This is a genomic window from Alcanivorax sp. NBRC 102024 (genome assembly GCF_001602235.1).
In the GTDB taxonomy this organism is placed as follows: domain Bacteria; phylum Pseudomonadota; class Gammaproteobacteria; order Pseudomonadales; family Alcanivoracaceae; genus Alcanivorax.
Genome location: NZ_BDAS01000002.1, coordinates 35,035 through 54,711, shown reverse-complemented (window position 1 = coordinate 54,711; position 19,677 = coordinate 35,035). Strand labels below are relative to the sequence as shown.

Annotated in this window: 23 protein-coding genes and 1 pseudogene; 11 read left to right on the top strand and 13 right to left on the bottom strand. The window is 59.7% G+C overall.

What is annotated here, in order from left to right; genetic code table 11:
* Positions 1-16: 16 nt before the first annotated feature.
* The 4 genes from A0251_RS04005 to A0251_RS03990 form a co-directional block, all read right to left on the bottom strand.
* A complete protein-coding gene (locus tag A0251_RS04005; protein ID WP_062815562.1) occupies positions 17-430 on the bottom strand; it encodes a hypothetical protein in 414 nt (137 codons plus the stop codon).
* Positions 431-634: 204 nt separating this feature from the next.
* On the bottom strand, positions 635-1,252 hold the full coding sequence (locus tag A0251_RS04000; RefSeq protein ID WP_062815561.1) for a DUF6338 family protein: 618 nt from the start codon (positions 1,250-1,252) through the stop codon (positions 635-637).
* 276 nt (positions 1,253-1,528) lie between these two features.
* A complete protein-coding gene (locus A0251_RS03995; RefSeq protein WP_062815560.1) occupies positions 1,529-2,119 on the bottom strand; it encodes a 2-hydroxychromene-2-carboxylate isomerase in 591 nt (196 codons plus the stop codon).
* A gap of 215 nt (positions 2,120-2,334) precedes the next feature.
* Positions 2,335-3,060, bottom strand: a complete 726-nt coding sequence (locus A0251_RS03990) for an SDR family oxidoreductase (protein WP_062815559.1) — start codon at positions 3,058-3,060, stop codon at positions 2,335-2,337.
* A gap of 115 nt (positions 3,061-3,175) precedes the next feature.
* Here A0251_RS03990 and A0251_RS03985 point away from each other — a divergent pair, with 115 nt between their 5' ends.
* Complete coding sequence (locus A0251_RS03985) at positions 3,176-3,649, top strand: helix-turn-helix domain-containing protein (protein ID WP_062815558.1); 474 nt, start codon at positions 3,176-3,178, stop codon at positions 3,647-3,649.
* A gap of 123 nt (positions 3,650-3,772) precedes the next feature.
* Here A0251_RS03985 and A0251_RS03980 read toward each other — a convergent pair whose 3' ends face one another.
* Complete coding sequence (locus tag A0251_RS03980; protein WP_062815557.1) at positions 3,773-4,699, bottom strand: LysR family transcriptional regulator; 927 nt, start codon at positions 4,697-4,699, stop codon at positions 3,773-3,775.
* A gap of 137 nt (positions 4,700-4,836) precedes the next feature.
* Between A0251_RS03980 and A0251_RS03975 the strand changes: the two genes are divergently transcribed.
* The 4 genes from A0251_RS03975 (at position 4,837) to A0251_RS03960 (ending at position 7,737) form a co-directional block, all read left to right on the top strand.
* Positions 4,837-5,667 (top strand): SDR family oxidoreductase, encoded by an 831-nt coding sequence (locus A0251_RS03975; RefSeq protein ID WP_062815556.1) that lies wholly within the window; start codon positions 4,837-4,839, stop codon positions 5,665-5,667.
* Positions 5,667-6,344: a histidine phosphatase family protein gene (locus tag A0251_RS03970; RefSeq protein WP_062815555.1), complete on the top strand. Its 678-nt coding sequence runs from the start codon at positions 5,667-5,669 to the stop codon at positions 6,342-6,344. Before A0251_RS03975 ends, A0251_RS03970 begins: the two co-directional genes overlap by 1 nt.
* A gap of 100 nt (positions 6,345-6,444) precedes the next feature.
* Positions 6,445-7,197, top strand: a complete 753-nt coding sequence (locus A0251_RS03965) for an SDR family oxidoreductase (protein WP_062815554.1) — start codon at positions 6,445-6,447, stop codon at positions 7,195-7,197.
* A gap of 144 nt (positions 7,198-7,341) precedes the next feature.
* Positions 7,342-7,737 carry an endonuclease domain-containing protein gene (locus A0251_RS03960; RefSeq protein WP_062815553.1) on the top strand — a complete coding sequence of 132 codons (396 nt, stop codon included), beginning with the start codon at positions 7,342-7,344 and terminating at the stop codon, positions 7,735-7,737.
* 95 nt (positions 7,738-7,832) lie between these two features.
* Here the strand turns inward: A0251_RS03960 and A0251_RS03955 are convergent, their stop codons facing one another.
* The 6 genes from A0251_RS03955 to A0251_RS03930 form a co-directional block, all read right to left on the bottom strand.
* A complete protein-coding gene (locus A0251_RS03955; protein WP_062815552.1) occupies positions 7,833-8,675 on the bottom strand; it encodes an intermembrane transport protein PqiB in 843 nt (280 codons plus the stop codon).
* Positions 8,662-9,186, bottom strand: a complete 525-nt coding sequence (locus tag A0251_RS03950; protein WP_062815551.1) for a paraquat-inducible protein A — start codon at positions 9,184-9,186, stop codon at positions 8,662-8,664. Before A0251_RS03950 ends, A0251_RS03955 begins: the two co-directional genes overlap by 14 nt.
* Positions 9,176-9,817 (bottom strand): paraquat-inducible protein A, encoded by a 642-nt coding sequence (locus tag A0251_RS03945; protein ID WP_231874151.1) that lies wholly within the window; start codon positions 9,815-9,817, stop codon positions 9,176-9,178. The genes A0251_RS03950 and A0251_RS03945 overlap by 11 nt, the downstream gene beginning before the upstream one ends.
* A 176-nt stretch (positions 9,818-9,993) precedes the next feature.
* Positions 9,994-11,343: a DEAD/DEAH box helicase gene (locus tag A0251_RS03940; RefSeq protein ID WP_062815550.1), complete on the bottom strand. Its 1,350-nt coding sequence runs from the start codon at positions 11,341-11,343 to the stop codon at positions 9,994-9,996.
* Between the two features lie 172 nt (positions 11,344-11,515).
* Positions 11,516-11,731 carry a DUF1653 domain-containing protein gene (locus A0251_RS03935; RefSeq protein WP_062815549.1) on the bottom strand — a complete coding sequence of 72 codons (216 nt, stop codon included), beginning with the start codon at positions 11,729-11,731 and terminating at the stop codon, positions 11,516-11,518.
* Entirely contained in the window at positions 11,724-12,533 is an 810-nt protein-coding gene (locus tag A0251_RS03930; protein ID WP_082810751.1) for a triacylglycerol lipase, read from the bottom strand. Before A0251_RS03930 ends, A0251_RS03935 begins: the two co-directional genes overlap by 8 nt.
* Positions 12,534-12,634: 101 nt before the next feature.
* Between A0251_RS03930 and A0251_RS03925 the strand changes: the two genes are divergently transcribed.
* Complete coding sequence (locus A0251_RS03925) at positions 12,635-14,128, top strand: NAD(P)/FAD-dependent oxidoreductase (RefSeq protein WP_062815548.1); 1,494 nt, start codon at positions 12,635-12,637, stop codon at positions 14,126-14,128.
* A 71-nt stretch (positions 14,129-14,199) separates the two neighbouring features.
* Positions 14,200-14,754: an ATP-dependent zinc protease gene (locus A0251_RS03920; RefSeq protein ID WP_062815547.1), complete on the top strand. Its 555-nt coding sequence runs from the start codon at positions 14,200-14,202 to the stop codon at positions 14,752-14,754.
* Between the two features lie 100 nt (positions 14,755-14,854).
* Here the strand turns inward: A0251_RS03920 and A0251_RS03915 are convergent, their stop codons facing one another.
* Positions 14,855-15,760 (bottom strand): recombination-associated protein RdgC, encoded by a 906-nt coding sequence (locus A0251_RS03915; RefSeq protein WP_062815546.1) that lies wholly within the window; start codon positions 15,758-15,760, stop codon positions 14,855-14,857.
* Between the two features lie 235 nt (positions 15,761-15,995).
* Here A0251_RS03915 and A0251_RS03910 point away from each other — a divergent pair, with 235 nt between their 5' ends.
* Complete coding sequence (locus tag A0251_RS03910; RefSeq protein ID WP_062815545.1) at positions 15,996-16,949, top strand: aldo/keto reductase; 954 nt, start codon at positions 15,996-15,998, stop codon at positions 16,947-16,949.
* Between the two features lie 215 nt (positions 16,950-17,164).
* A complete protein-coding gene (locus A0251_RS03905) occupies positions 17,165-18,058 on the top strand; it encodes a haloalkane dehalogenase (protein ID WP_062815544.1) in 894 nt (297 codons plus the stop codon).
* A gap of 56 nt (positions 18,059-18,114) precedes the next feature.
* On the opposite strand, the gene A0251_RS03900 is transcribed toward A0251_RS03905, so the two are convergent.
* Positions 18,115-18,645 carry a GNAT family N-acetyltransferase gene (locus A0251_RS03900; protein ID WP_062815543.1) on the bottom strand — a complete coding sequence of 177 codons (531 nt, stop codon included), beginning with the start codon at positions 18,643-18,645 and terminating at the stop codon, positions 18,115-18,117.
* 193 nt (positions 18,646-18,838) lie between these two features.
* Here A0251_RS03900 and A0251_RS17590 point away from each other — a divergent pair.
* A pseudogene (locus tag A0251_RS17590) lies at positions 18,839-19,225 on the top strand (arylamine N-acetyltransferase); the annotation flags it as partial.
* A 31-nt stretch (positions 19,226-19,256) separates the two neighbouring features.
* On the top strand, positions 19,257-19,661 hold the full coding sequence (locus tag A0251_RS17585) for an arylamine N-acetyltransferase (RefSeq protein WP_307188430.1): 405 nt from the start codon (positions 19,257-19,259) through the stop codon (positions 19,659-19,661).
* Positions 19,662-19,677: the final 16 nt, after the last annotated feature.

Here is a 19,677-nt window from a genome sequence, read left to right as displayed (position 1 = left end):
CGAAGACATAGCATTGTTAATTTTCAACCTCGCCATTCTCTATTTTCGAACGGGACAAAATTGCCTTTTCAGTAATATTCAGATGTCGATTTTGAACATCCAAAACATTCCTAAAAAGCGAAAGAACCAATAAGGATGCGAATAAAAAAACATAAACAAAAATGCAAATTACCAGAAAAACAACACGGATAAGCAAACTCTTAGTTACCTCTTCATCACCCAATAAAAGGTCGCCTAGATAATATAGAGTCAATAAAAATGAAATAAAAACCCATACCCTGAATATAAAAATCGACGAGCTCTTCCCCAACCCCTTTAAAGACTCAATCGCATCAGCTTTATTTGCAGCATAATTTATATTCACTGCAATCAACGCCCCACCCACAAGGCTGATAATCGATAAAAATATGGATATAACTATTTCAGCCATCTCGCCCTCATTATAAAATTAAAGCCGCCAAGGAAGCGTGCGCCATAACGCCCCACTGCTTTATATTGCTAGCGATCAGAATCGTTTGTCGGCGGCGGCGGATTTGACGGAGGCTTAGGCCGCACATTTGCTGGCGGCGGATTAGTATTGGCCTGCTCGCGCCCCCTACCGCTTGACGGCGGCGGGGGATTCGAACCCTTTCTCCTATTCGACATTTTCAGCCTCTTCAAAATTCAAGAATTCCACCCATTTAACATCTTCAGCCCTTACGAGAACTCCGTCCAACTCAGGCAGATCCTGCTGCTTACCATCAGAAAGAATCCAAGCAGGTAGCATTATGTAGAACTGACCATTTCCTGGCTCCAACGGCCACTCTTTAGGCCAACCATAAAGTCGCCGGCCATCTTTCATATGCAGAATAACAAAGGTTACTTTTTCTGAGAAAATATAGAACCACTCTGATGGATGTGAAGTTCTAGACGTAAGCTTGAATCGGCGCAAATAACGATGCAGAACATCTGCATTTACCAAATATGCAAATAGCCCGCCCAGCAGAAGTGCGAAAAGCAGTGAAACAACCGTTTCAGACGAATCATCCCATTCCCCTATTGAAAACCAGTTATCCCCAAGCGCAATGAAAAGCCACTCTGTAGCTATTACTAGTCCACGAACCAAAAATGTATAGATAAGCGCCTGAACCAAGCGCTCAAATTGATGGGGCTTGGGATGAGATGTAAGACCATAAAATATCCATGCGCATACAAAGCCCGGCAAAAGGAATATGACCAAGTCAATAATATTTCCAGATAGGCCTTCTGCCATAAACCCTCGCTAACGCCCAGCTCAGCGCACGTGGCTGGGCGGGGGGGGGGGGCATACCCTGGCCCCCGTGCGCCAAGCCACCTTGGCTGGCTATTTGTGATCCAGTTCCGAATCTACACAATCTTGGCGTACAAGGAAACGCGCAGAGAAAGCAATTGATAATTGATAGTTGAGAATTGATAGCTAAAAGGCCAAACCCGGGGCGGGATTCAGCCTTCTAGCGTTCAGATATTACCGTGACTTCGGTTTTCGTTATCAATTATCCATTATCAACTCTCAATTGCCTTTTACCGCTTCTTCCACAAAATCCAGCCGGTCCTGGCCGAAGAACATTTCATTGCCCACGAACATTGTCGGCGCACCGAATACGCCCCGTTTTACCGCTGCTTCGGTGTTGGCCTTGAGCTGTTCTTTCACTTCGTCGCTGGCAGCTTTTTCCAGCCAGGCCTGTGCATCCAGGCCGGCGTCGGTGAGCACGCGGGTGATTTCGTCTACCTCGGACAGTTTGCAGGGCTCGCGCCACATGGCGTTGTAGAGGGCGGTGATCACCGCATCCTGTTCCGGGGTGCCGATGGCGGTGGTGGTGATGCGCATGGGGGTGATGGTGTTCACCGGGAAGTGCGGGTTCATGGTGAGCGGCACCTGGTAGCGCGCTGAGTAGCGGGCAAGGTCGCGCATCATGTACATGCCCTTGGCGGGCACGGCGCCGGGCGGGTTGTTGCCGGTGGCCTTGAAGATGCCGCCCAGCAGCACGGGCACGTACACCAGCTCGGCGCCGGTGCGCTCGCACAGGGCGGGCAGTTGGCTCCAGGCCAGGTAGGCAGTGGGGCTGCCCACATCGAAGAGGAATTCGATTTTTTGGGTCATGGGTTTGGTCCTTTCAGGAATTTCCGTAGGAGCGTCGCTGGCGGCGCGATAACCCAACGTCTGGAATCGCGCCGCGAGCGACGTTATTCGCTGTGATCACCCCTTCGGGGCCGCCCTGCGGGCGTTGCTTCGCTGCGCTACGTTCCTACGGCAGGGTTTTGGTGTCGCGTGTTGCGTGTTGCGTGTTGCGTGTTGCGTGTTGCGTGTTGCGTTGTTCAAAACGTCTCCATCCACGGGCGCAGGTCGATTTCGTGGGTCCAGGCGTCGCGGGGTTGTTGGTGGAGCATCCAGTAGGTGTCGGCGATATGTTCCGGGTTGAGGATGCCATCCTGATCCTTTTTGGCATACAGGGCCGGGAAGGTGTCGCGGATAAAGGCGGTGTCGATGGCGCCATCGATGATGGGATGCACCACGTGGATACCTTCCGGCCCCAATTCCCGGGCCATGCTCTGGGCCAGGGCGCGCAGGGCAAACTTGGCACCGGCGAAGGCAGAGAACCCCTTACCGCCCCGCACGGAGGCGGTGGCGCCGGTAAAGATGATGGTGCCCTTGTGGCGCGGCACCATCACACGGGCGGCTTCGCGACCGGCCAGGAAGCCGGCGAAGGCCCCCATTTCCCAGACCTTGCGATAGACCCGGGCGGTGGTATCGCGGATGGGAAAGAACACGTTGGCGCCGATGTTGAACACCACCACTTCCACCGGCCCCACTTCATTTTCGATGGTGTCGAACAGCGCGATCATCTGGTCTTCATCGCGGGCGTCGCAGCCGAACGGACGGGCCTTGCCGCCGGCCTGTTCGATCTCCTGCACCAGGGGCGCCAGGGCGTCTTCGGTACGGCGGGTGACGCAGACGGTGTAGCCTTCGCGAGCAAAACGTTTGGCGATGGCACCGCCGGTGGCATCACCGGCACCGATCACGACCACGGCGGATTCAGGCATATTGCCTCCTGATATTGACAGGGTGCATAGTTGGTTCCTATTTGGAACTTATAGTCGGTTCTTTTTGGGAACGGGTCAAGCCGGTATGATCAAAGCACGTTCCCGGAGGTTCATCATGCGCTGGCAAGACATCGATCAACAGCCCTGTTCCCTGGCCCGCACCCTGGCCATTATCGGCGACAACTGGACGCTGCTGGTGCTGCGCGACTGCTTTATGGGCGTGCGCCGCTTCGATGATTTCCAGCAACGGCTAGGCGTCACCCGTCATGTGCTGAGCGACCGCCTGCGCAAGCTCACCGAGGGCGGCGTGCTGGACAAGGTGGCCTACCAGGAGCGTCCCCTGCGCCATGAATACCGGCTCACCGCCATGGGCAAGGAACTCTACCCGGTGATCGTGCACCTGGCCCAATGGGGCGACAAACACCTGGCCGGCGAGCACGGCGCCCCCCTTATTCGCTACCACCGCCAGTGCGGCGAACCCCTGGAAGCGCAACTGCAATGCAGCCACTGCGGCGACACGGTGAAGCCCATGGATATTCGGGTGGAAGAAAACCCGTATTGGGCGGGGCAGATTTTAGTGAACAGTTAATAGTTAACAGTGAACAGCTCGCGGGGAAGGTTTTCTTTGCCTGCAACCATAGAGGCCGCGCCCATCGCTGGGACGCGGCCTCTATGCTTTGGGCAACACTGGCGCGATACCGCGCGCTGTTAACTATTCACTGTTAACTGTTAACTGCTCCTGCTGTTCTTTCAACAACCCCAACACCTTCTGCCGCAACCAGCTGTGAGCCGGGTCGGCGCTTTGGTCGCGGTGCCAGTAGAGGTGCATTTCCAGGCCGGGCAGGTCGGCGGGGAAGGCTTTGATCACCATGCCCTTGCGGGACAGGCGCCCGGCCAGGGTGGCCGGCAGGGTGAGCAGCAGGTCGGTGTGCTGCACGGTACTGATGGCCGCCTGGTAATGCTGGCAGCGCAGGCGGATATGGCGCCGGTAGCCCTGCCGGGCCAGGCCGAAATCTTCCAGGCCCGGGCCTTCGCGGCGGGACGATACCAGCACATGCTGGGCGGCCAGATAACCGGGCAGGTCCATCTCACCAGCCAGCTCATGCCCCTCGCGCATCATCACTACCAGCGGCCCGCTGAGTACCGGCAGATGCTCGATGGATTCCGGCAGGGCCAGCATCACGTCGCAGGCCAGATCCAGCCGGCCGCTGGCCAGCTCAGTGGCCATCTGCTTTCGGCTGATAGTGAGTGATTGCAGACGCACCCCCGGCGCGTCTTCCATCAGCTGCGCCATCAGCGACGGCAGCAGACAACCTTCCAGGCCATCGCGCAAGCCCAGCACGAAAGTGCGCTCCGCCTCGCTGGCATCGAAACCGCCCTCATCGCTCAGGCAACGCTGGAAGCCACCCAGGGCATGGCGCACCGGGCTGACCATGGCCCGGGCCCGGGCGGTGGGCACCATGCGGCTGCCCTGACGCACGAACAGGGGGTCGTCCAGGCGGTCTCGCAGGCGTCCCAGGGCGTGGCTCACCGCCGGCTGGGTCAGGTTGAGCACCTTGGCGGCGCGGGTCAGGGAGCCTTCGGTGTAGATGGCATCGAAGACCACGAACAGATTGAGATCGAAGCGCGACACATGCATGGCGTTTATCTTTGATCATTGCGAGGATTCATTGGATTAATTGAAACGCCGTCACTAGCATCGGTCAATGGATAAGACCCCCAATGCCGGCTAACGCACAATCCGCGACCGAAACCACCATGACCACAGGACACACCATGAGCCAGACCCCACAACGCATCCTGATCACCGGCGGCGCCTCCGGGCTGGGACGCGCCATGGCAGAGGCCTGGCTGCGCGATGGCGCCCGGGTACTGATCGGCGATGTGAACCAGGAGCGCGCTGCGGAAACCCTCGCGGCCCTGAAGGATCTGCCCGGCGAGCTGCAATTCCAGTATCTGGATGTGCGCGACGCGGCCAGTTTCAACAACGCCCGCGAGTGGCTGGAGCAGAACTGGGGCGGCCTGGATGTGCTGGTGAACAATGCCGGGGTGGCCGGTGCCGCCCGGATTGATCGCGGCGACATGGCCGACTGGGACTGGATTTTCGATATCAACGTGAAAGGTGTGGTGCGTGGCTGCAAGGTGTTCGTGCCGATGATGAAGCGCCAGGGCCATGGCCACATCGTCAATATCGCCTCCCTGGCCGGACTGCTGCACGCGCCGGTGATGGGCAGCTATAACGTGACCAAGGCCGGGGTGATTTCCCTGTCGGAAACCCTGCGCTTCGAGCTGGCGCCCTACGGCATTCATACCACGGTGGTGTGCCCGGGTTTCTTCCGCACCAATCTGCACGAGTCCATGCGTACCCCGGAACCGGGCATGATCGAAACCGTGGACAAGCTGCTTTCCAGTGACGAGCTCACCGCCGACCAGATTGCCGAGATGATCAAGAAAGCGGTGGCCAAACAGCAGTTCTTCCTGCTGCCCCACAAGAGCGGTCGTCGGGCTTACTGGATGAAGCGGTTCCTGCCGTTTGTGTTCAACCGGGTGATGCTCAAGGGCGCCGAACGACTGCAGGGCAAGCTGGAAAAAGCGGAGAAAGCCTGATGCCGGTGATCTACCTGATCCGCCACGGCCAGGCCAGTTTCGGCAAGGAAGATTACGATCAGTTGTCCGAGATGGGCTGGGAACAGAGCCGGATTCTTGGCCGCGCCCTGCAGAATCAGGATCTGGGGGTGCCCCGCTCCATCTGCGGCACCATGCGTCGCCATGTGGAAACCGCGGAAGCGACCCTGGGGGAACTGGGCCTGGCAAAGGAATGGCACACGGATACCGGCTTCAACGAATACAACCACAGCGAGCTGCTGGCCGTGGACTGGCCCCTGGCCTCCGATCGGGCGGCGCTGACCCAGTGGCTGGCGCAACAGGATCACCCGCGCAAGGTCTTCCAGGCCCGCTTCGAGCAGGCCCTGCGCCGCTGGCAGACCGGCGACGACGATTACAGTGAAAGCTGGCCCGCCTTCCGCGAGCGGGTGCTGGCCAGCACCTATAGCCTGGGCAACAGCCTGAGCAGCGGCGACAGCGCCCTGGTGTTCACCTCCGGCGGCGCCATCAGCGTGATTATCCAGCGACTGATGGGCCTCACTGACGAGGCCCTGATCACCTGGAACCGTACCCTGATCAACACCAGTGTGACCCGGGTGCTTGTGAATGCCGGCAAGCCAAGGCTAGTCTCGGTGAACGAACATCTGCATCTGCCGAGCGAGCAGGTGACGTATCGATAACCCTTCCTGTAGGAGCGTCGCTGGCGGCGCGATTCCATGCGTATGGTGATCGCGCCGCCAGCGACGCTCCTACACCGAATCATTGAGAACGGGGACAACCATGCCAACACGCAAGAATATTCTAATCACCGGTGCCAGCTCCGGGCTGGGCGAAGGGATGGCGCGATTGTTTGCGGCCATGGGACGCAACCTGGCGTTGTGTGCCCGGCGCATGGACCGGCTGGAAACCCTGAAGGCCGAGCTGGAAGAAAAGCATCCGGGCATCACCGTGCTGATCAAACCGCTGGATGTGAACGATTACGATCAGGTGTTTGCGGTGTTCGATGCCTTCCGCACCGAACTGGCGGGCATTGATCGCATCATCATCAACGCGGGCATGGGCAAGGGTCAGCCCCTGGGCACCGGCTACTTCTATGCCAACCGGCAAACCGCGGAAACCAACTTCGTGGCGGCGCTGGCCCAGACCGAAGCGGCCATGGAAATTTTCCGCGCCCAGAACAGCGGCCACCTGGTGATGATTTCTTCCATCAGCGCCATGCGCGGCATGAAGAAAAACCTGACCACTTATGCGGCCACCAAGGCCGGCGTGGCCATGCTGGCCGAAGGCCTGCAGGTGGAATTGCAGAATTCCCCGATCAAGGTGACCACCATTTTCCCGGGCTTTATCCGTTCCGAAATCAACGAGAAGGTAAAGAACACACCCTTCCTGGTGGACACGGAAACCGGCTGCAAGGCGCTGGTAAAAGCCATCGAAAAAGAACCGAAGAACGCATCGGTACCAGGCTGGCCCTGGGGGCCGCTGGGGTTTGCCATGCGGAATTTGCCGTTAAAAATGGTTGGGAAAATGATGTAGGACGGCGGGCTTCAACAAGGACTGGAAAAGTGATCCGGCCAATCATTAAACCTCGCCCTATCTATTAGGTCCCCTCTCCCTTGAGGGGAGAGGGACAGGGAGAGGGTGAAGCTACAAAGTGCAGGAAGCACAGAAGGTAGAATAATGGACTACCGTCACCGCTTCGCAAAGAATTTGCGAAGCCACATGACAGACGCCGAACGCTTGCTATGGAAACACCTGCGAGCCCATCGGCTAAATGGACAGAAATTCCGTCGCCAGCAGCCGATAGGCCCCTATATTGTTGACTTCGTTCACCTTGGAGAGCGGCTAATTATTGAAGCCGACGGAGGGCAGCACAATGATAATGCGGCAGATCAAGAACGTGATGACTGGTTAACCGCGGAAGGCTATCGCGTGATGCGATTCTGGAATAATGACATCCTGCAGAATACTGATGCGGTTCTGGAAGAGATCTTCAAGGCCGTTTCACCCTCTCCCTGTCCCTCTCCCCTCAAGGGAGAGGGGACTCTCCAGAGAGGTGGGGAAAAAGACGACTAGCCTTGCCGCATTTTCTGCCACCTCGACAAAGGGGTAGCGATAATTGCTAAAGGAGAGAATTCATAACTTAGCCTTCCTGCACCTCATACCTTCCCCTACTGCCACTTCATAATCGGCGCCCACTCCAGCCAATCCTCTTCCGGCTGTTTGTACAGATCGAATCGCTCCCCCGCTTGCGCCAGGGGGCCCGGTTCCGGTGGGGTGGCAAAGCTGATGCCGCCGCGCAGTAAATTTTCCAGGGAGCTGGCCTGCACTTCTGCCCCTTTGAACAGACCAATATCCACGGTAAGGCCGGAGCTGTTCCAGAAGCGGGTATTGCTGCGCACCAGTTTGGCGTATTTCGGTTCGATGATGACCTGGATTTCCACGAAGCGGCCGTCCTGGCTGAGTTCGCTGTCGCCGATGGTGCCCACCTGCAGGTCACGGTAGTAAATGTGCCGGCCCTTTTTCAGGGAGCCCAGATGATCTGCCACCAGGGTCACTTTCAGGCCCAGGTTGGGCTGCTGTTCCGGTGGCGTTTCCAGGCCTTCGAAGATTTTTTCCGGTTCCCCGTCGCCGGGCTCCACCGCGATGTATTTGCCCGACACCAGGGTATCCAGGTTGCGGGCACCGGCGATGCCCAGCTCCGGTTCCACAATCCAGAAACGGCTTTTTTCCCGGGCCAGTTTTTCCGCATCCCGGTTCAGGTTGGCGTGAACAGTCACGTGTTTCAGATCATCGCTGAGCACGATTTCATCCACGCTTCCCACCGGCACACCCCGGTAACGCAGGTCCACCCCGGGCTTGATGCCAGAACCATTCTCAAAGGTGATTTCGATTTGCACGTCACGCTGCAACAGCTGGTCGTACAGCAGCCAGCCGGCCACCAGCAGGCTGACCAGGGGCACCAGCCAGATGGGCGAAGGCCAGCGGGAATGTTTCACTTCAGGTGTATCCATGATCCGCTCCGTCAGTATCTTGCAACCAGAGTTGTTGGGGGGAAAAGGCATGGGCGGACAGCATGGTCAGTACCACCGCCAGGGCGAAGGCAAGCACACCGGGCCCCGGCTCCACCCGGGCCAGACTTCCGAATTCCACCACCGCCACCAGCAGCGCCACCACAAAGACATCCAGCATGGACCAGCGCCCAATCCAGTACACCAGTCGGTACGCCCGGGTGCTGAGCAAGGGATTGTTCTCCCGGGCCGCACGCCAGTAGATCACCGCCAGCACCAATACCTTGAACAGCGGCACCAGCAGGCTGGCCACGAACACGATGATGGCAATGCCCGGCATGCCCGCTTCAAACAGCTGCCAGATACCGTCGGCAATGGTGGTGGGCTTGCCGCGACCGGCTTCCGTGACCGCCATGATCGGCAGCAGATTGGCGGGCACCAGCCACACGGTGGCGGCCACCAGTAGTGACCAGGCCAGGGTTCGCTGCTGAGCCGCAGGGGCGTTAGGTTTCATGGCGAGCCTCCAGCAACCGTTGCAGCTGATCCGGCTGTGCAAGAGTTTCCACGATCAGGCGTAACAGCACCGCCACCACCAGACAAAACAGGCCGGGGCCGGGTGTGACACTGGCCATGTCGCCGAGCTTGGTCATGGCGATGAGAATGCCGAGCAGGAAAATATCCGTCATCGCCCACTCGCGACTGTGCCGGTACATTCTCATCCACAAGGGATCCGGCATTCCTCCCGGGCTCCCGGCTCGGGCCGCCCAAAGCAGCCGCCCTGCCGATAACAAATTCACCGCAGGCATGATCACCAGGGTCAGCAGAAGCAGAAGACCGACGGGCAGGTAGACGCCCTCCATAAGCCGCACCACACAGTCGAGCAGGCTCGCTTCACGATCCAGGCCAAGGTTTTCCAGACGCATCAGTGGCAGGATCAATGCCGGCAGCCACAGCACCGCCGTAGACACAGTCAAAGCCAGCAGGGAATCGGGACGCAACGACCAGGCCCCGCTTAACTGGCAGTCGCAGCGGGGGCAACGCCAGGCTCCCCGCGCCTGCCGGGAGGGCTCGGCAAGATGAGTGCCGCAATCCGGACACTGCAGCGCGGGTGCTGTCATGGTCTCCACGGCTTGGTTGTTCGGCACGGCCACCTCCTTGCGATTACCGTAACAGCATGACGACACGGGCCCCGGAAGACTGTGAAGGGGCACAGGAATTTTACCGGGTTTTATAAAGCCCGCTAAACGCAAAGAGGCCGCGCTCATTGCCAAGCGCGGCCTCGTTAATTATCCCGCCTCCCGTAACACCGGGATGCCATGGCTCAATCCAGCGGCCCGGGATTCTTGCGTTTTTTCACGGTGGCGAAACCGCTGTTGGTATCCGGCACCGGTTTGTTGGTCCGTGAGTTTTTCTTTGCCACGGCTTTTTTCCTGGCCGGTTTCTTGCCCTTTTTGGCATCGGCTTTTTTCTTCATTTTTTTCTTTTTGCTGCCGGCGGCCTTGCCGTTGGACTTGAGGTTTTTCGGTCCCAGGAAGTTGCCCTTCAAGGCTTCGATCAGACGGTATTCGAAGTTCTGCCGCAGGTAGCGCTGAATGCTCGCCATCAGGTTCCATTCGTGGGCCGCAATCAGGGAGATGGCGGTGCCTTCGCCGCCTACCCGGCCGGTGCGGCCGATGCGGTGGACGTATTCGTCGCCACTGCGCGGCATGTCGAAGTTGATCACCAGGTCAAGGCCGTCCACATGGATACCGCGGGCGGCCACGTCGGTGGCCACCAGCACTTTCACGCCGCCCGCCTTGAGGCGGTCCATGGCCAGCTTGCGGTCCTTCTGGTCTTTCTCGCCGTGCAGGACAAACACTTTCAGGTTGGAGGCCACCAGCACGCCGCCCAGGCGATCTGCCTGCTCGCGGGTATTGGTGAAGACCACCGCCTTGTCGTAGGTCTCGTTGGCCAGCAGCCACTGCACCAGACGTTCCTTGTGTTTCACGTCGTCGGCGGTGATCACCTGCTGTACCACGGATTCGTTCAGGTCGCGCACGGAATCCAGCATCAGGGACTTGGGATCGCGCAGGGTGGACGCGACCATTTTCTCCATGGCGTTGCCGCCGCTGGTGGCAGAGAACAGCAGGGTCTGACGCTCGGCGCGGCATTCAGCGGCCAGGCGCAGTACGTCGTCGCTGAAGCCCATGTCCAGCATGCGGTCGGATTCATCCAGCACCAGCATTTCCAGATCCTGCAGGCGCAGGTTGCCGGCTTCCAGGTGCTCGATCAGGCGCCCGGGAGTGCCGATAAGGATTTCCGGGTTTTTGCGCATCTTGGCGGCCTGCACCTTGAAGTCTTCGCCACCGGTGATCAGCTCGGCCTTGATAAAGGTATAACGGCCCAGGGCCTCCACTTGCTTGAGGGTCTGCTGGGCCAGCTCACGGGTGGGCAACAGGATCAGGGCACGGGTATCGGTACGCGGCCGGGAGTGCTGCAGCAGCTGGTGAAGCAGGGGCAGCATGAAGGCGGCGGTCTTGCCGCTACCGGTGCGGGCCACCACACGCAGGTCGTGGCCGGCCAGTGCCTCGGGGATGGCTGAGGCCTGAACCGGCGTGGGGGTGGTGATTTCCAGTTCGCCAAGGGCCTTGATCAGGCGCTCGTGCAAATTGAGGTCGGCAAAAGTGGTCATGCAATGGGCTCCGCTATCGAGGGGCCATTGTAACGACTATCTCGGCGAATGACTGCCTTATTGCGGTAGGAGCTATGCTTGCATGGCGAATAAGGTTTTGTTTCCTGCGAACGGAGGATGAACCTGACAGCCATTCGCCATGCGAGCATGGCTCCTACAGAGGCCGCGGACGCTAATCGCCGATGCGGGCGAAGCGTGGCTGGACCTTGCCGTCCCGCTCCACGGTTTCGGTGAACATGGCCAGGGGGCGCACCCACAGGGCCTGGTCGCCGTAGAGCGGACGATAGACCACCAGGGTGTCGCCGGTTTCGGAATGGGTGGCGGTGCCGATGACCTGGTATTCGTTGCCCTTGAAGTGCCGGTAACGGCCCGGCTGCAGCTCACTCATTGCCCTTCTCCGGGTTGCGGGCCAGACGCTCGGCGATGGCCGCCAGCACCTGGGGATTCCAGGGCAGGCCCACGTGGGTACCCTGCACTTCCACATTGTCGGTGAGCGGGCCGTCTTCTTCCTGGCTGCATTGCCAGGAAACAATGCCATCCTGCCTGGTGAAAATGGCGGTACAGGGCACCGGCGGCGCCGGAATCCGCGCTTCGAAGGCTTCCCGATCCGGTGGTGGCCGCTTGGGATTAAAGAGGTTGAACAGGGTGGTCACATTGTTGGCTTCCGGGTCGCCGTTGATGGGGCTGCCCAGGGTGAACACCTGGCTGACCCGGTCCGGGTAGGCCCGCGCCAGTTCCCGGGCAAACACCCCGCCCAGGCTCCAGCCAATCAGCGCCACGGGCTGGCCATGGCGAGTCTGGATGGCCTGCAGCTGGCTCACCAGCATGGCCTTGCGCTTGCTGTTCATGCCCAGGTTGGTGCCCTGGGCCCAGCCGTAAACGCTGTAGCCCAGCCGGGTCAGCGCCCGGCGCAGGGGGCGGGTGCTGGCATCGCTGGCGCCGAAGCCGGGCAGCACCAGCACCGGCTGGCCATTGCCGGCGGGCAGTTGGCGATGGCCCAGGCCACGCAGCAGGTAGCGTCCGTAGGCCAGCATGGCCCGGCTTTCTCCCAGTAACAGCCCCAGGGAGGGCGCGGATGGCTTCTCTGTCATCGCAAATTCCTCGTTGTTCTCTGCCCCCATCGTAACCGGCGTGGCGGAGACCACCTTGGTCATGACGCGGGCCGGGGCCGCGCCCGGGTCATGGCGCATCCGCTTTGTTTATCGTCGGTAACGGTGTGCTGGCAATGCGCAACAGCGGTGGCCGGGTCTGAGTCCTTACGCCATGATGGTGATAACCAGGGAGGTGCACAATGAGCAAAAACAACAAGGCGGCTCGTGCCGATCATCAGGTGATTGTGGTGGGTGCCGGGTTCTCCGGACTGTGTATGGCGATTCAGCTCAAGGAGGCGGGCTACGACGATTTCGTGGTGCTGGAAAAGGCCGGGGATATCGGCGGCACCTGGCGGGACAATATCTACCCGGGCTGCGCCTGCGATGTGCCCTCCCACCTGTATTCCTATTCCTTTGCCCCCAACCCGCGCTGGTCGCGGATGTTTGCTCCCCAGCAGGAAATCTGGGATTACCTGAAGCGCTGCGCCGACAAGTTCGGCGTCACCCCACATATGCGCTTCAACTGCGAGGTGGAGAAGGCCGAATACGACGAGCAGAAGCAGATCTGGCATGTGACCACCCATGACGGCACCGAGCTGACCACGCGCATTTTCGTGTCCGGCATCGGCGCGCTGAGCATCCCCGCCTATCCGAAACTGCCAGGGGTGGAGAACTTTCAGGGCGAGGCCTTTCACTCCGCCCGCTGGAACCATGATTACGATCTCTCCGGCAAGCGCGTGGCTGCCGTGGGTACCGGTGCCAGTGCCATCCAGTTTGTGCCGCGTATTGCCCCGCAGGTCGAGCAGCTGGATCTGTATCAGCGCACCCCGCCCTGGGTGCTGAGCAAACCGGACCGGCGCATGACCAAAATCGAAAAGCTGCTGTTCAAGACCCTGCCGATGACGCAGAAGTTGTTCCGGGGCGGCATCTACTGGTGGATGGAAAGCCGGGTGCTGGGCCTGGCGGTGGACCCGCGCGCCATGAAACTGGCGGAGCTGTATGGTCGCCACTTTATCCGCCGCAATATCAAGGACCCGGAACTGCGCAAGAAAGTCACCCCGGACTACACCATCGGCTGCAAACGCATTCTCATGTCCGATGAATATTATCCGTCGCTGAATCGGGACAATGTGGCGGTGCTGACCGACGGCATCCAGGAAGTGAAGGCCCACAGCATTGTCGATGGCAAAGGCGTTGAGCGGGAGGTGGACTGCATTATCTACGGCACCGGCTTCAAGGTCTCCGACCCCATCGGCCCCATGCAGATCATCGGCAAGGGCGGCGAGGAAATTCGCGACACCTGGAACGAGACCGGCATGGAAGCCTACCTGGGCATCTCGGTGAGCGGCTTCCCCAATTTCTTCATGCTGCTGGGCCCCAATACCGGGCTCGGCCATACCTCCATCGTGTTCATGATCGAGGCCCAGGTGAACTATGTGATGCAGGCGGTGAACAAACTGCTCCGTGAAGATGCCGGCTCCCTGGACGTGAAGCCGGAGGTGCAGGCGGGATTCAACCGGCGTCTGCAGGCGCAACTGGACGAGGCAGTATGGTCCTCCGGGGGCTGTGAGAGCTGGTATCTGGACGAATTCGGGAAAAACCGGACCCTGTGGCCCAGCTTCACGTTCCAGTACTGGATGCGCACCCGCAAGTTCGAACCGGACAAGTACCAGTTCGACCCCGGCCCGGTCTGATCGGGACAGCCGGGGAACCGGACCGTCCATTACCGGTCGTACTGTTCGACCTGAATCATCAAGGAGATGCCATGCCTCGCCTGACACTTGCCCTGTTCCCCGCCCTGTTGCTGCTGGCCGGACAAGCCCTGGCTGCCGACCGCCCGGTCTTTGGCTGGGTGGAAAAGACCACCATCGAACCCTGGGGTGTGGAGCTGAAAGCGAAGCTGGACAGTGGCGCACTGACCTCGTCACTGCATGCCACCGATGTGGAAATTTTTGAAAAAGACGGTGACGACTGGGTGCGCTTTACCGTGGATGTGCACGATGAGGCCAGCGGTAAAAAGGTGGAAAAGACCTTCGAAAAGCCCCGCTACCGCAAGGTGATCATTCGGGGGGCCGGTGGCGAAGAACGTCGTCCGGTGGTGCTGATGAATCTGTGCATGGGCAATACGATCTACGAAGAGCAGTTCACCCTGAACGACCGCTCGGACATGATCTATCCGGTACTGCTGGGTCGCCGCACCCTGTCCCATCTGGGGTACCTGGACGTGACACAGACCTTCACCCATTCCCCGGACTGTGATGAAGGCTCCATCGTCAAACTGGACAAGGACCAGGAAGACGACGAGGACATTGAGGACTGAACCGCACACCCTCTCGTAGGAGCGTCGCTCGCGGCGCGATTAAAGGCGTTTGCTATCGCGCCGCAAGCGACGCTCCTACGGCGGGGATTTCGGCTTCAGATCAGGCCGGGTTCACCTCGAAATACCCGAACAACCCATCCAGCGCCTCGCGCAGCACATTGCCCTGCAGGCTGATCCGCGCCTGCAGTTCGGCCACCGCATCGTCCGCGTCCATGGCGTCGATATTTTCCTGCAGCAGATCCAGCGCCTTGATGCGTTTGATTTCCAGCTTGTCGTTGATATCCAGCTCCAGGGAATCCTGCCAGGCCAGATTGATACGGGTGGCCACCATGCCGGTTTCCAGGTGGGCGAGGATTTCTTCCTGGCCCAGATCCACGGCGGTGAACTTCACCGCCGCGCCTTCGTCCTTGGTGCCTTTCAGCTCGCAACGATCACCCAGGGTGAAGCCTTCCGGCAGCAGCTTGGTGTCTTTCAGCCAGTTGCTGAAGCTGGTGTAGGGAGCGGAGTTGGGCGCCGGATAGGCCACCGGAAGGGTGCCGATGGCCTTGCGCAGGCAGGCCACCACTTCCTCCGCGCGGCTGGCGGACGAGGCATCCACCATCACCCGCTTACGTTCCGTGTCGATCAGCAGGGAGGTACGGCGGGAGCGGGTGAAGGCGCGGGGCATCAGTTCGAAGGTGATCTGCTCTTTCAGATCCGCCTTTTCCTTGCGCCCCACCTTGCGGCCTTCCTCGTCCTGGATGTGCTCCACTTTCTCGTCGAGCAGCTCCTTGATCACCGGCCCGGGCAGCAAGCGCGAGGTTTCCTGGTAGGTGCAGTAGATAAAGCCGTCCACCGCATAGACCATCGGGTCCTGCCCTTTCAGGGGAGGCACAAAGCCTTCCGTGCGCAGGGTCTGCGAGCCACAGGGCTGGCAGCGGTTCTGGTCCAGGGTTTCATCGAGCTCGGCCACGGAGAAAGGAAAGGCCTCTTCGCCCACAAACACAACCAGATTCTTGATCCACATAAAACAGGTTCCAAGCAAGGGGCGACGAGAAAAGGCGCCGCCATACAGAAAAGAAAGGCTGGCCACAGTAGCGAAATGGCTCAGGCGGCTCAAGCGCTCATTCCGGAGAATCGGACAAGGATCCGGCAGGAACTGCGGTGCCTGTTGGGGGTCTCTGTGGGTAGGGTATTTGTTTTCCCCTTTCCGGCTGCCAAAAGCGGCCGGGACGATCACACAGCATCTACAGGAGCAGGTGATGAAAACACTGACATTTGCCAACGGCGATACCATGCCGCAACTGGGACTGGGTACCTGGAAATCCCGGCCCGGCGAGGTCTACGAGGCCGTGAAGGCCGCCATCGAGATGGGTTACCGGCACATCGACTGTGCCCACATTTACGGCAACGAGGATGAAATCGGCCAGGCGCTGCAGGAGGTGTTCACCGCCGGCACCGTACAGCGCGAGGACCTGTGGATCACCTCCAAGCTGTGGAACAGCGACCATGCCCCGGAGGATGTGCAGCCGGCCCTGGAAACCACCCTGAACAACCTGAAGCTGGATTATCTGGACCTGTACCTGATGCATTGGCCGGTGGCCCTGAAGAAGGGCGTGCCCTTTCCCGAGTCCGGCGATGACATGGTGTCTTTGAATGATCTGCCCGTGGCAACGACCTGGACCGCCATGGAAGCACTGGTGGATAACAACCTGACCCGACAGATCGGCGTCTCCAACTTCAGCGTGAAAAAGCTGCAAGACCTGATCGGCAAGGCACGGTTGAAACCGGCCATGAACCAGATCGAGCTGCATCCTTATCTGCAGCAGAAAGAGATGCTGCGCTTCTGCCAGCAACAGGGCGTTCACCTGACCGCCTATTCCCCGCTGGGCTCCTCCGACCGCCCGGACGGCCTCAAGGCCGAGGATGAACCGGTGCTGCTGGAAGACCCGATCCTCCATGACATCGCCGACAACCACAACGCCAGCCCGGCACAGGTGCTGATTGCCTGGGCCCTGCAGCGGGGTACGGCGGTGATCCCGAAATCGGTGAACCCGCAACGGCTGCAACAGAACCTGGATGCCGCCGACCTGCGGCTCAGCGAGGACGACATGCAGGCCATCGCCGAGCTGGACCGTCACCGCCGCTACGTGGACGGCGGCTTCTGGGCCCAGCCGGGCAGCGATTACACCCTGGAAGGTCTCTGGGACGAATAACCGGCCAACGCCAATCCAAACCGTAGGATGCCACTGAGCCTGAGGCGAACTGCACCGCAACCGCCGTGGTCATGGTGTAGTTCGCCTCAGGCTCAGTGCCACCCTACGCAAACGTCGCCCCTCCTCATTTCTTCACGCCCTTTGGCCCGGGAAGACATGGTCACCAGCGGCCGGGAACGGCCATCCTTGGGTTTTCCTTTTTATCAGGATGACCCATGGATTTTCTGCGCACTCCGGATTCCCGTTTCGAACGACTGCTGGACTACCCCTTCGAGCCCCACTATGCGGACGTGGGCGGCCTGCGCATGCATTATCTGGACGAAGGCCAGGCGGATGCCAAGCCGGTGCTGATGATGCATGGCGAGCCGTCCTGGTCGTACCTGTACCGACACATGATTCCGATCTGCGCCGCCGCCGGCCATCGGGTGCTGGCTCCGGATCTAATCGGCTTCGGCAAGTCCGACAAGCCCACCGACCTCAACGCCTACAGCTACCAGAGCCATATGGACTGGATGCAGTCCTGGCTGGAGCAGCTGGACCTGACCGATATCACCCTGGTGTGCCAGGACTGGGGCTCGCTGCTGGGCCTGCGCCTGGCGGCGGAGAATCCGGAGCGCTTTCGGGCCATTGTGGTCGGCAACGGCATGCTGCCCACCGGCGACCAGAAGGTGCCGAAAGCCTTTCAACTGTGGAAGAATTTCGCGCTCTACAGCCCGGTGTTTCCCATCGCCCGGATCATCGACAGCGGCACCTTCAAAAAGCTGGGGCCGGATGAGCGACGCGCCTACGATGCGCCCTTCCCGAGCAAGAAGTACAAGGCCGGCGCCCGGGCCTTTCCGAAGCTGGTGCCGGTGACACCGGACGACCCGGCCAGCGACGCCAACCGTAACGCCTGGAAAGTATTGGAACAGTGGCAAAAGCCCTTCCTGACCACCTTCAGCAATGGCGACCCGATCACCCGGGGTGGCGACAAGTTCATGCAAGAGCGCATTCCCGGCGCCAAGGGTCAGCCCCACCAGACCCTGGTGGGCGGTCACTTTCTGCAGGAAGATTCACCGGTGCAGTTTGCCCGGGCGGTGAATGCGTTGATTGCCGGGCTTGAGTCGTAGCCGGCTGGCGTCTTGCGCACCAGGGCATAGGTGTTCAGCGTATTGCCTGGAGCTGGCTATTCGGGCCGGGGGAGAGTCATTAACAGGGCCGGCCCGTCCGGGGTCTTCACTACCTGTCGGGCAATAAAACCGGCGTTGCGAAAACAGTGAACCGCCCGCAGGTTATCCGGAGCCGGGTCGGCAATGATCTCGGTGACCTGGGGGTCTTCGAATAACCTGTCCACAAAGGCGGCCACCGCCGTGCTGCCAAGCCCATGGTCCAGGTGGCTTTCGCTGGCAAGAAACACATCCACCCCGCGTACGCCCGGATCATCAATGTCCAGCCACCAGCCTTCATGGTGATGCTCGATGGGCGCGTAGCGCTGGATAAAGCCCAGTGGCTCTGCATCCAGACGAATCAGGAAAAACATGACGCCGCCGAAACAGCGCTGGGCCGGATGGTAGTCTCTCACCACCTCGTCCAGACTGCGCTGCGGCCCCCACCAGCGGCTCACATGCTCGCGCCCCAGCCAGTCGTGCAGCACCGGCAAGTCCGCATCGGTGAGCGGGGTAAAGGTGAGCCTGTCCGTTGCCACTGAGACTTTCATCGCCTTGCGTCCACGCCGTCCCTGGTTCTGCAAAAGCTTACCCTGAAGGCGTCTTGTCGACTGCTACCGGTTTATCGTTTTGTCCTGATTTTTTCAGAAAACACTGTTATTTAAATAACGGATAGAAGGCTTTACATCAACCTGAGTTCAGGTTTTATGCTTGCCTCACTTTTTTCCAACGCGGACTCATACTATGACGCTGGATATTGAAGCCTACCTGCAACGGATCGGTTATCAGGGGGAGAAACAGCCCACTCTGACCACCCTCAAAGCCCTGCAACGATTACATCTTCAGAGCATCACCTTCGAGAACCTGAATCCATTACTGGGCCGTGCGGTGCCGCTGGATAGCCCGGCACTGATGGACAAGCTGGTTCACCAGCGTCGTGGTGGATACTGTTTCGAGAATAACCTGCTGTTTCTCGAGGTGCTTACCACGCTGGGCTTCCAGGCCCGAGGCATCACCGGGCGGGTATACTGGAACCAGCCGGAGGATGCCTGGCCACCGCGCTCCCATATGCTGCTATTGGTAACGATTGACGGTGAAGACTATCTCAGCGATGTGGGATTCGGCGGCATGACCCCCACCGCACCGTTGCAGCTCCACTGCCGTGATTCCCAACGCACCCCCCCTGGAACCGTTCCGGGTGGACGCGGATCAGCAGGGTTACAGCTTGTGGGTGAAGGTCGGTGGGCCCTGGCGCCTGCTCTATCGCTTCGATCTTATGCAACAGGGCCCCGTGGATTTCGAGATGGCCAACTGGTACGTGGCCTGCCATCCCCAGTCCAAATTCGTGAATAACCTGATTGCCGTGCGCACCGGCGAAGATCGCCGCCATACCTTGCTCAATGATCTTTATACGGTACGGTTCCCGGATGGCCGCAGTGAAAAGCACACGATCGCGTCGGTGGCAGAATTATGGGACTTACTGCAGGGCGTGTTTGCCATTGATATGGCGGGGATTGAGAGACAGAACCTGGAGAAAGTCCTTAAAGAGAAATCTCTGTTCCGGTAATGGAAATCGTTTGAAA

Bases quoted from the DNA above. Each gene is read 5' to 3' on its own strand.
- A0251_RS03925 (WP_062815548.1), top strand. From the start codon at position 12,635: ATGAGCAAAAACAACAAGGCGGCTCGTGCCGATCATCAGGTGATTGTG.
- A0251_RS03955 (WP_062815552.1), bottom strand. From the start codon at position 8,675: ATGGATACACCTGAAGTGAAACATTCCCGCTGGCCTTCGCCCATCTGG.
- A0251_RS04000 (WP_062815561.1), bottom strand. From the start codon at position 1,252: ATGGCAGAAGGCCTATCTGGAAATATTATTGACTTGGTCATATTCCTT.
- A0251_RS03975 (WP_062815556.1), top strand. From the start codon at position 4,837: ATGAGCCAGACCCCACAACGCATCCTGATCACCGGCGGCGCCTCCGGG.
- A0251_RS03900 (WP_062815543.1), bottom strand. From the start codon at position 18,645: ATGAAAGTCTCAGTGGCAACGGACAGGCTCACCTTTACCCCGCTCACC.
- A0251_RS03920 (WP_062815547.1), top strand. From the start codon at position 14,200: ATGCCTCGCCTGACACTTGCCCTGTTCCCCGCCCTGTTGCTGCTGGCC.
- A0251_RS03940 (WP_062815550.1), bottom strand. From the start codon at position 11,343: ATGACCACTTTTGCCGACCTCAATTTGCACGAGCGCCTGATCAAGGCC.
- A0251_RS03915 (WP_062815546.1), bottom strand. From the start codon at position 15,760: ATGTGGATCAAGAATCTGGTTGTGTTTGTGGGCGAAGAGGCCTTTCCT.
- A0251_RS03950 (WP_062815551.1), bottom strand. From the start codon at position 9,186: ATGAAACCTAACGCCCCTGCGGCTCAGCAGCGAACCCTGGCCTGGTCA.
- A0251_RS03905 (WP_062815544.1), top strand. From the start codon at position 17,165: ATGGATTTTCTGCGCACTCCGGATTCCCGTTTCGAACGACTGCTGGAC.
- A0251_RS03930 (WP_082810751.1), bottom strand. From the start codon at position 12,533: ATGCGCCATGACCCGGGCGCGGCCCCGGCCCGCGTCATGACCAAGGTG.
- A0251_RS04005 (WP_062815562.1), bottom strand. From the start codon at position 430: ATGGCTGAAATAGTTATATCCATATTTTTATCGATTATCAGCCTTGTG.
- A0251_RS03965 (WP_062815554.1), top strand. From the start codon at position 6,445: ATGCCAACACGCAAGAATATTCTAATCACCGGTGCCAGCTCCGGGCTG.
- A0251_RS03910 (WP_062815545.1), top strand. From the start codon at position 15,996: ATGAAAACACTGACATTTGCCAACGGCGATACCATGCCGCAACTGGGA.
- A0251_RS03970 (WP_062815555.1), top strand. From the start codon at position 5,667: ATGCCGGTGATCTACCTGATCCGCCACGGCCAGGCCAGTTTCGGCAAG.
- A0251_RS03935 (WP_062815549.1), bottom strand. From the start codon at position 11,731: ATGAGTGAGCTGCAGCCGGGCCGTTACCGGCACTTCAAGGGCAACGAA.
- A0251_RS03995 (WP_062815560.1), bottom strand. From the start codon at position 2,119: ATGACCCAAAAAATCGAATTCCTCTTCGATGTGGGCAGCCCCACTGCC.
- A0251_RS03960 (WP_062815553.1), top strand. From the start codon at position 7,342: ATGGACTACCGTCACCGCTTCGCAAAGAATTTGCGAAGCCACATGACA.
- A0251_RS03985 (WP_062815558.1), top strand. From the start codon at position 3,176: ATGCGCTGGCAAGACATCGATCAACAGCCCTGTTCCCTGGCCCGCACC.
- A0251_RS03980 (WP_062815557.1), bottom strand. From the start codon at position 4,699: ATGCATGTGTCGCGCTTCGATCTCAATCTGTTCGTGGTCTTCGATGCC.
- A0251_RS03990 (WP_062815559.1), bottom strand. From the start codon at position 3,060: ATGCCTGAATCCGCCGTGGTCGTGATCGGTGCCGGTGATGCCACCGGC.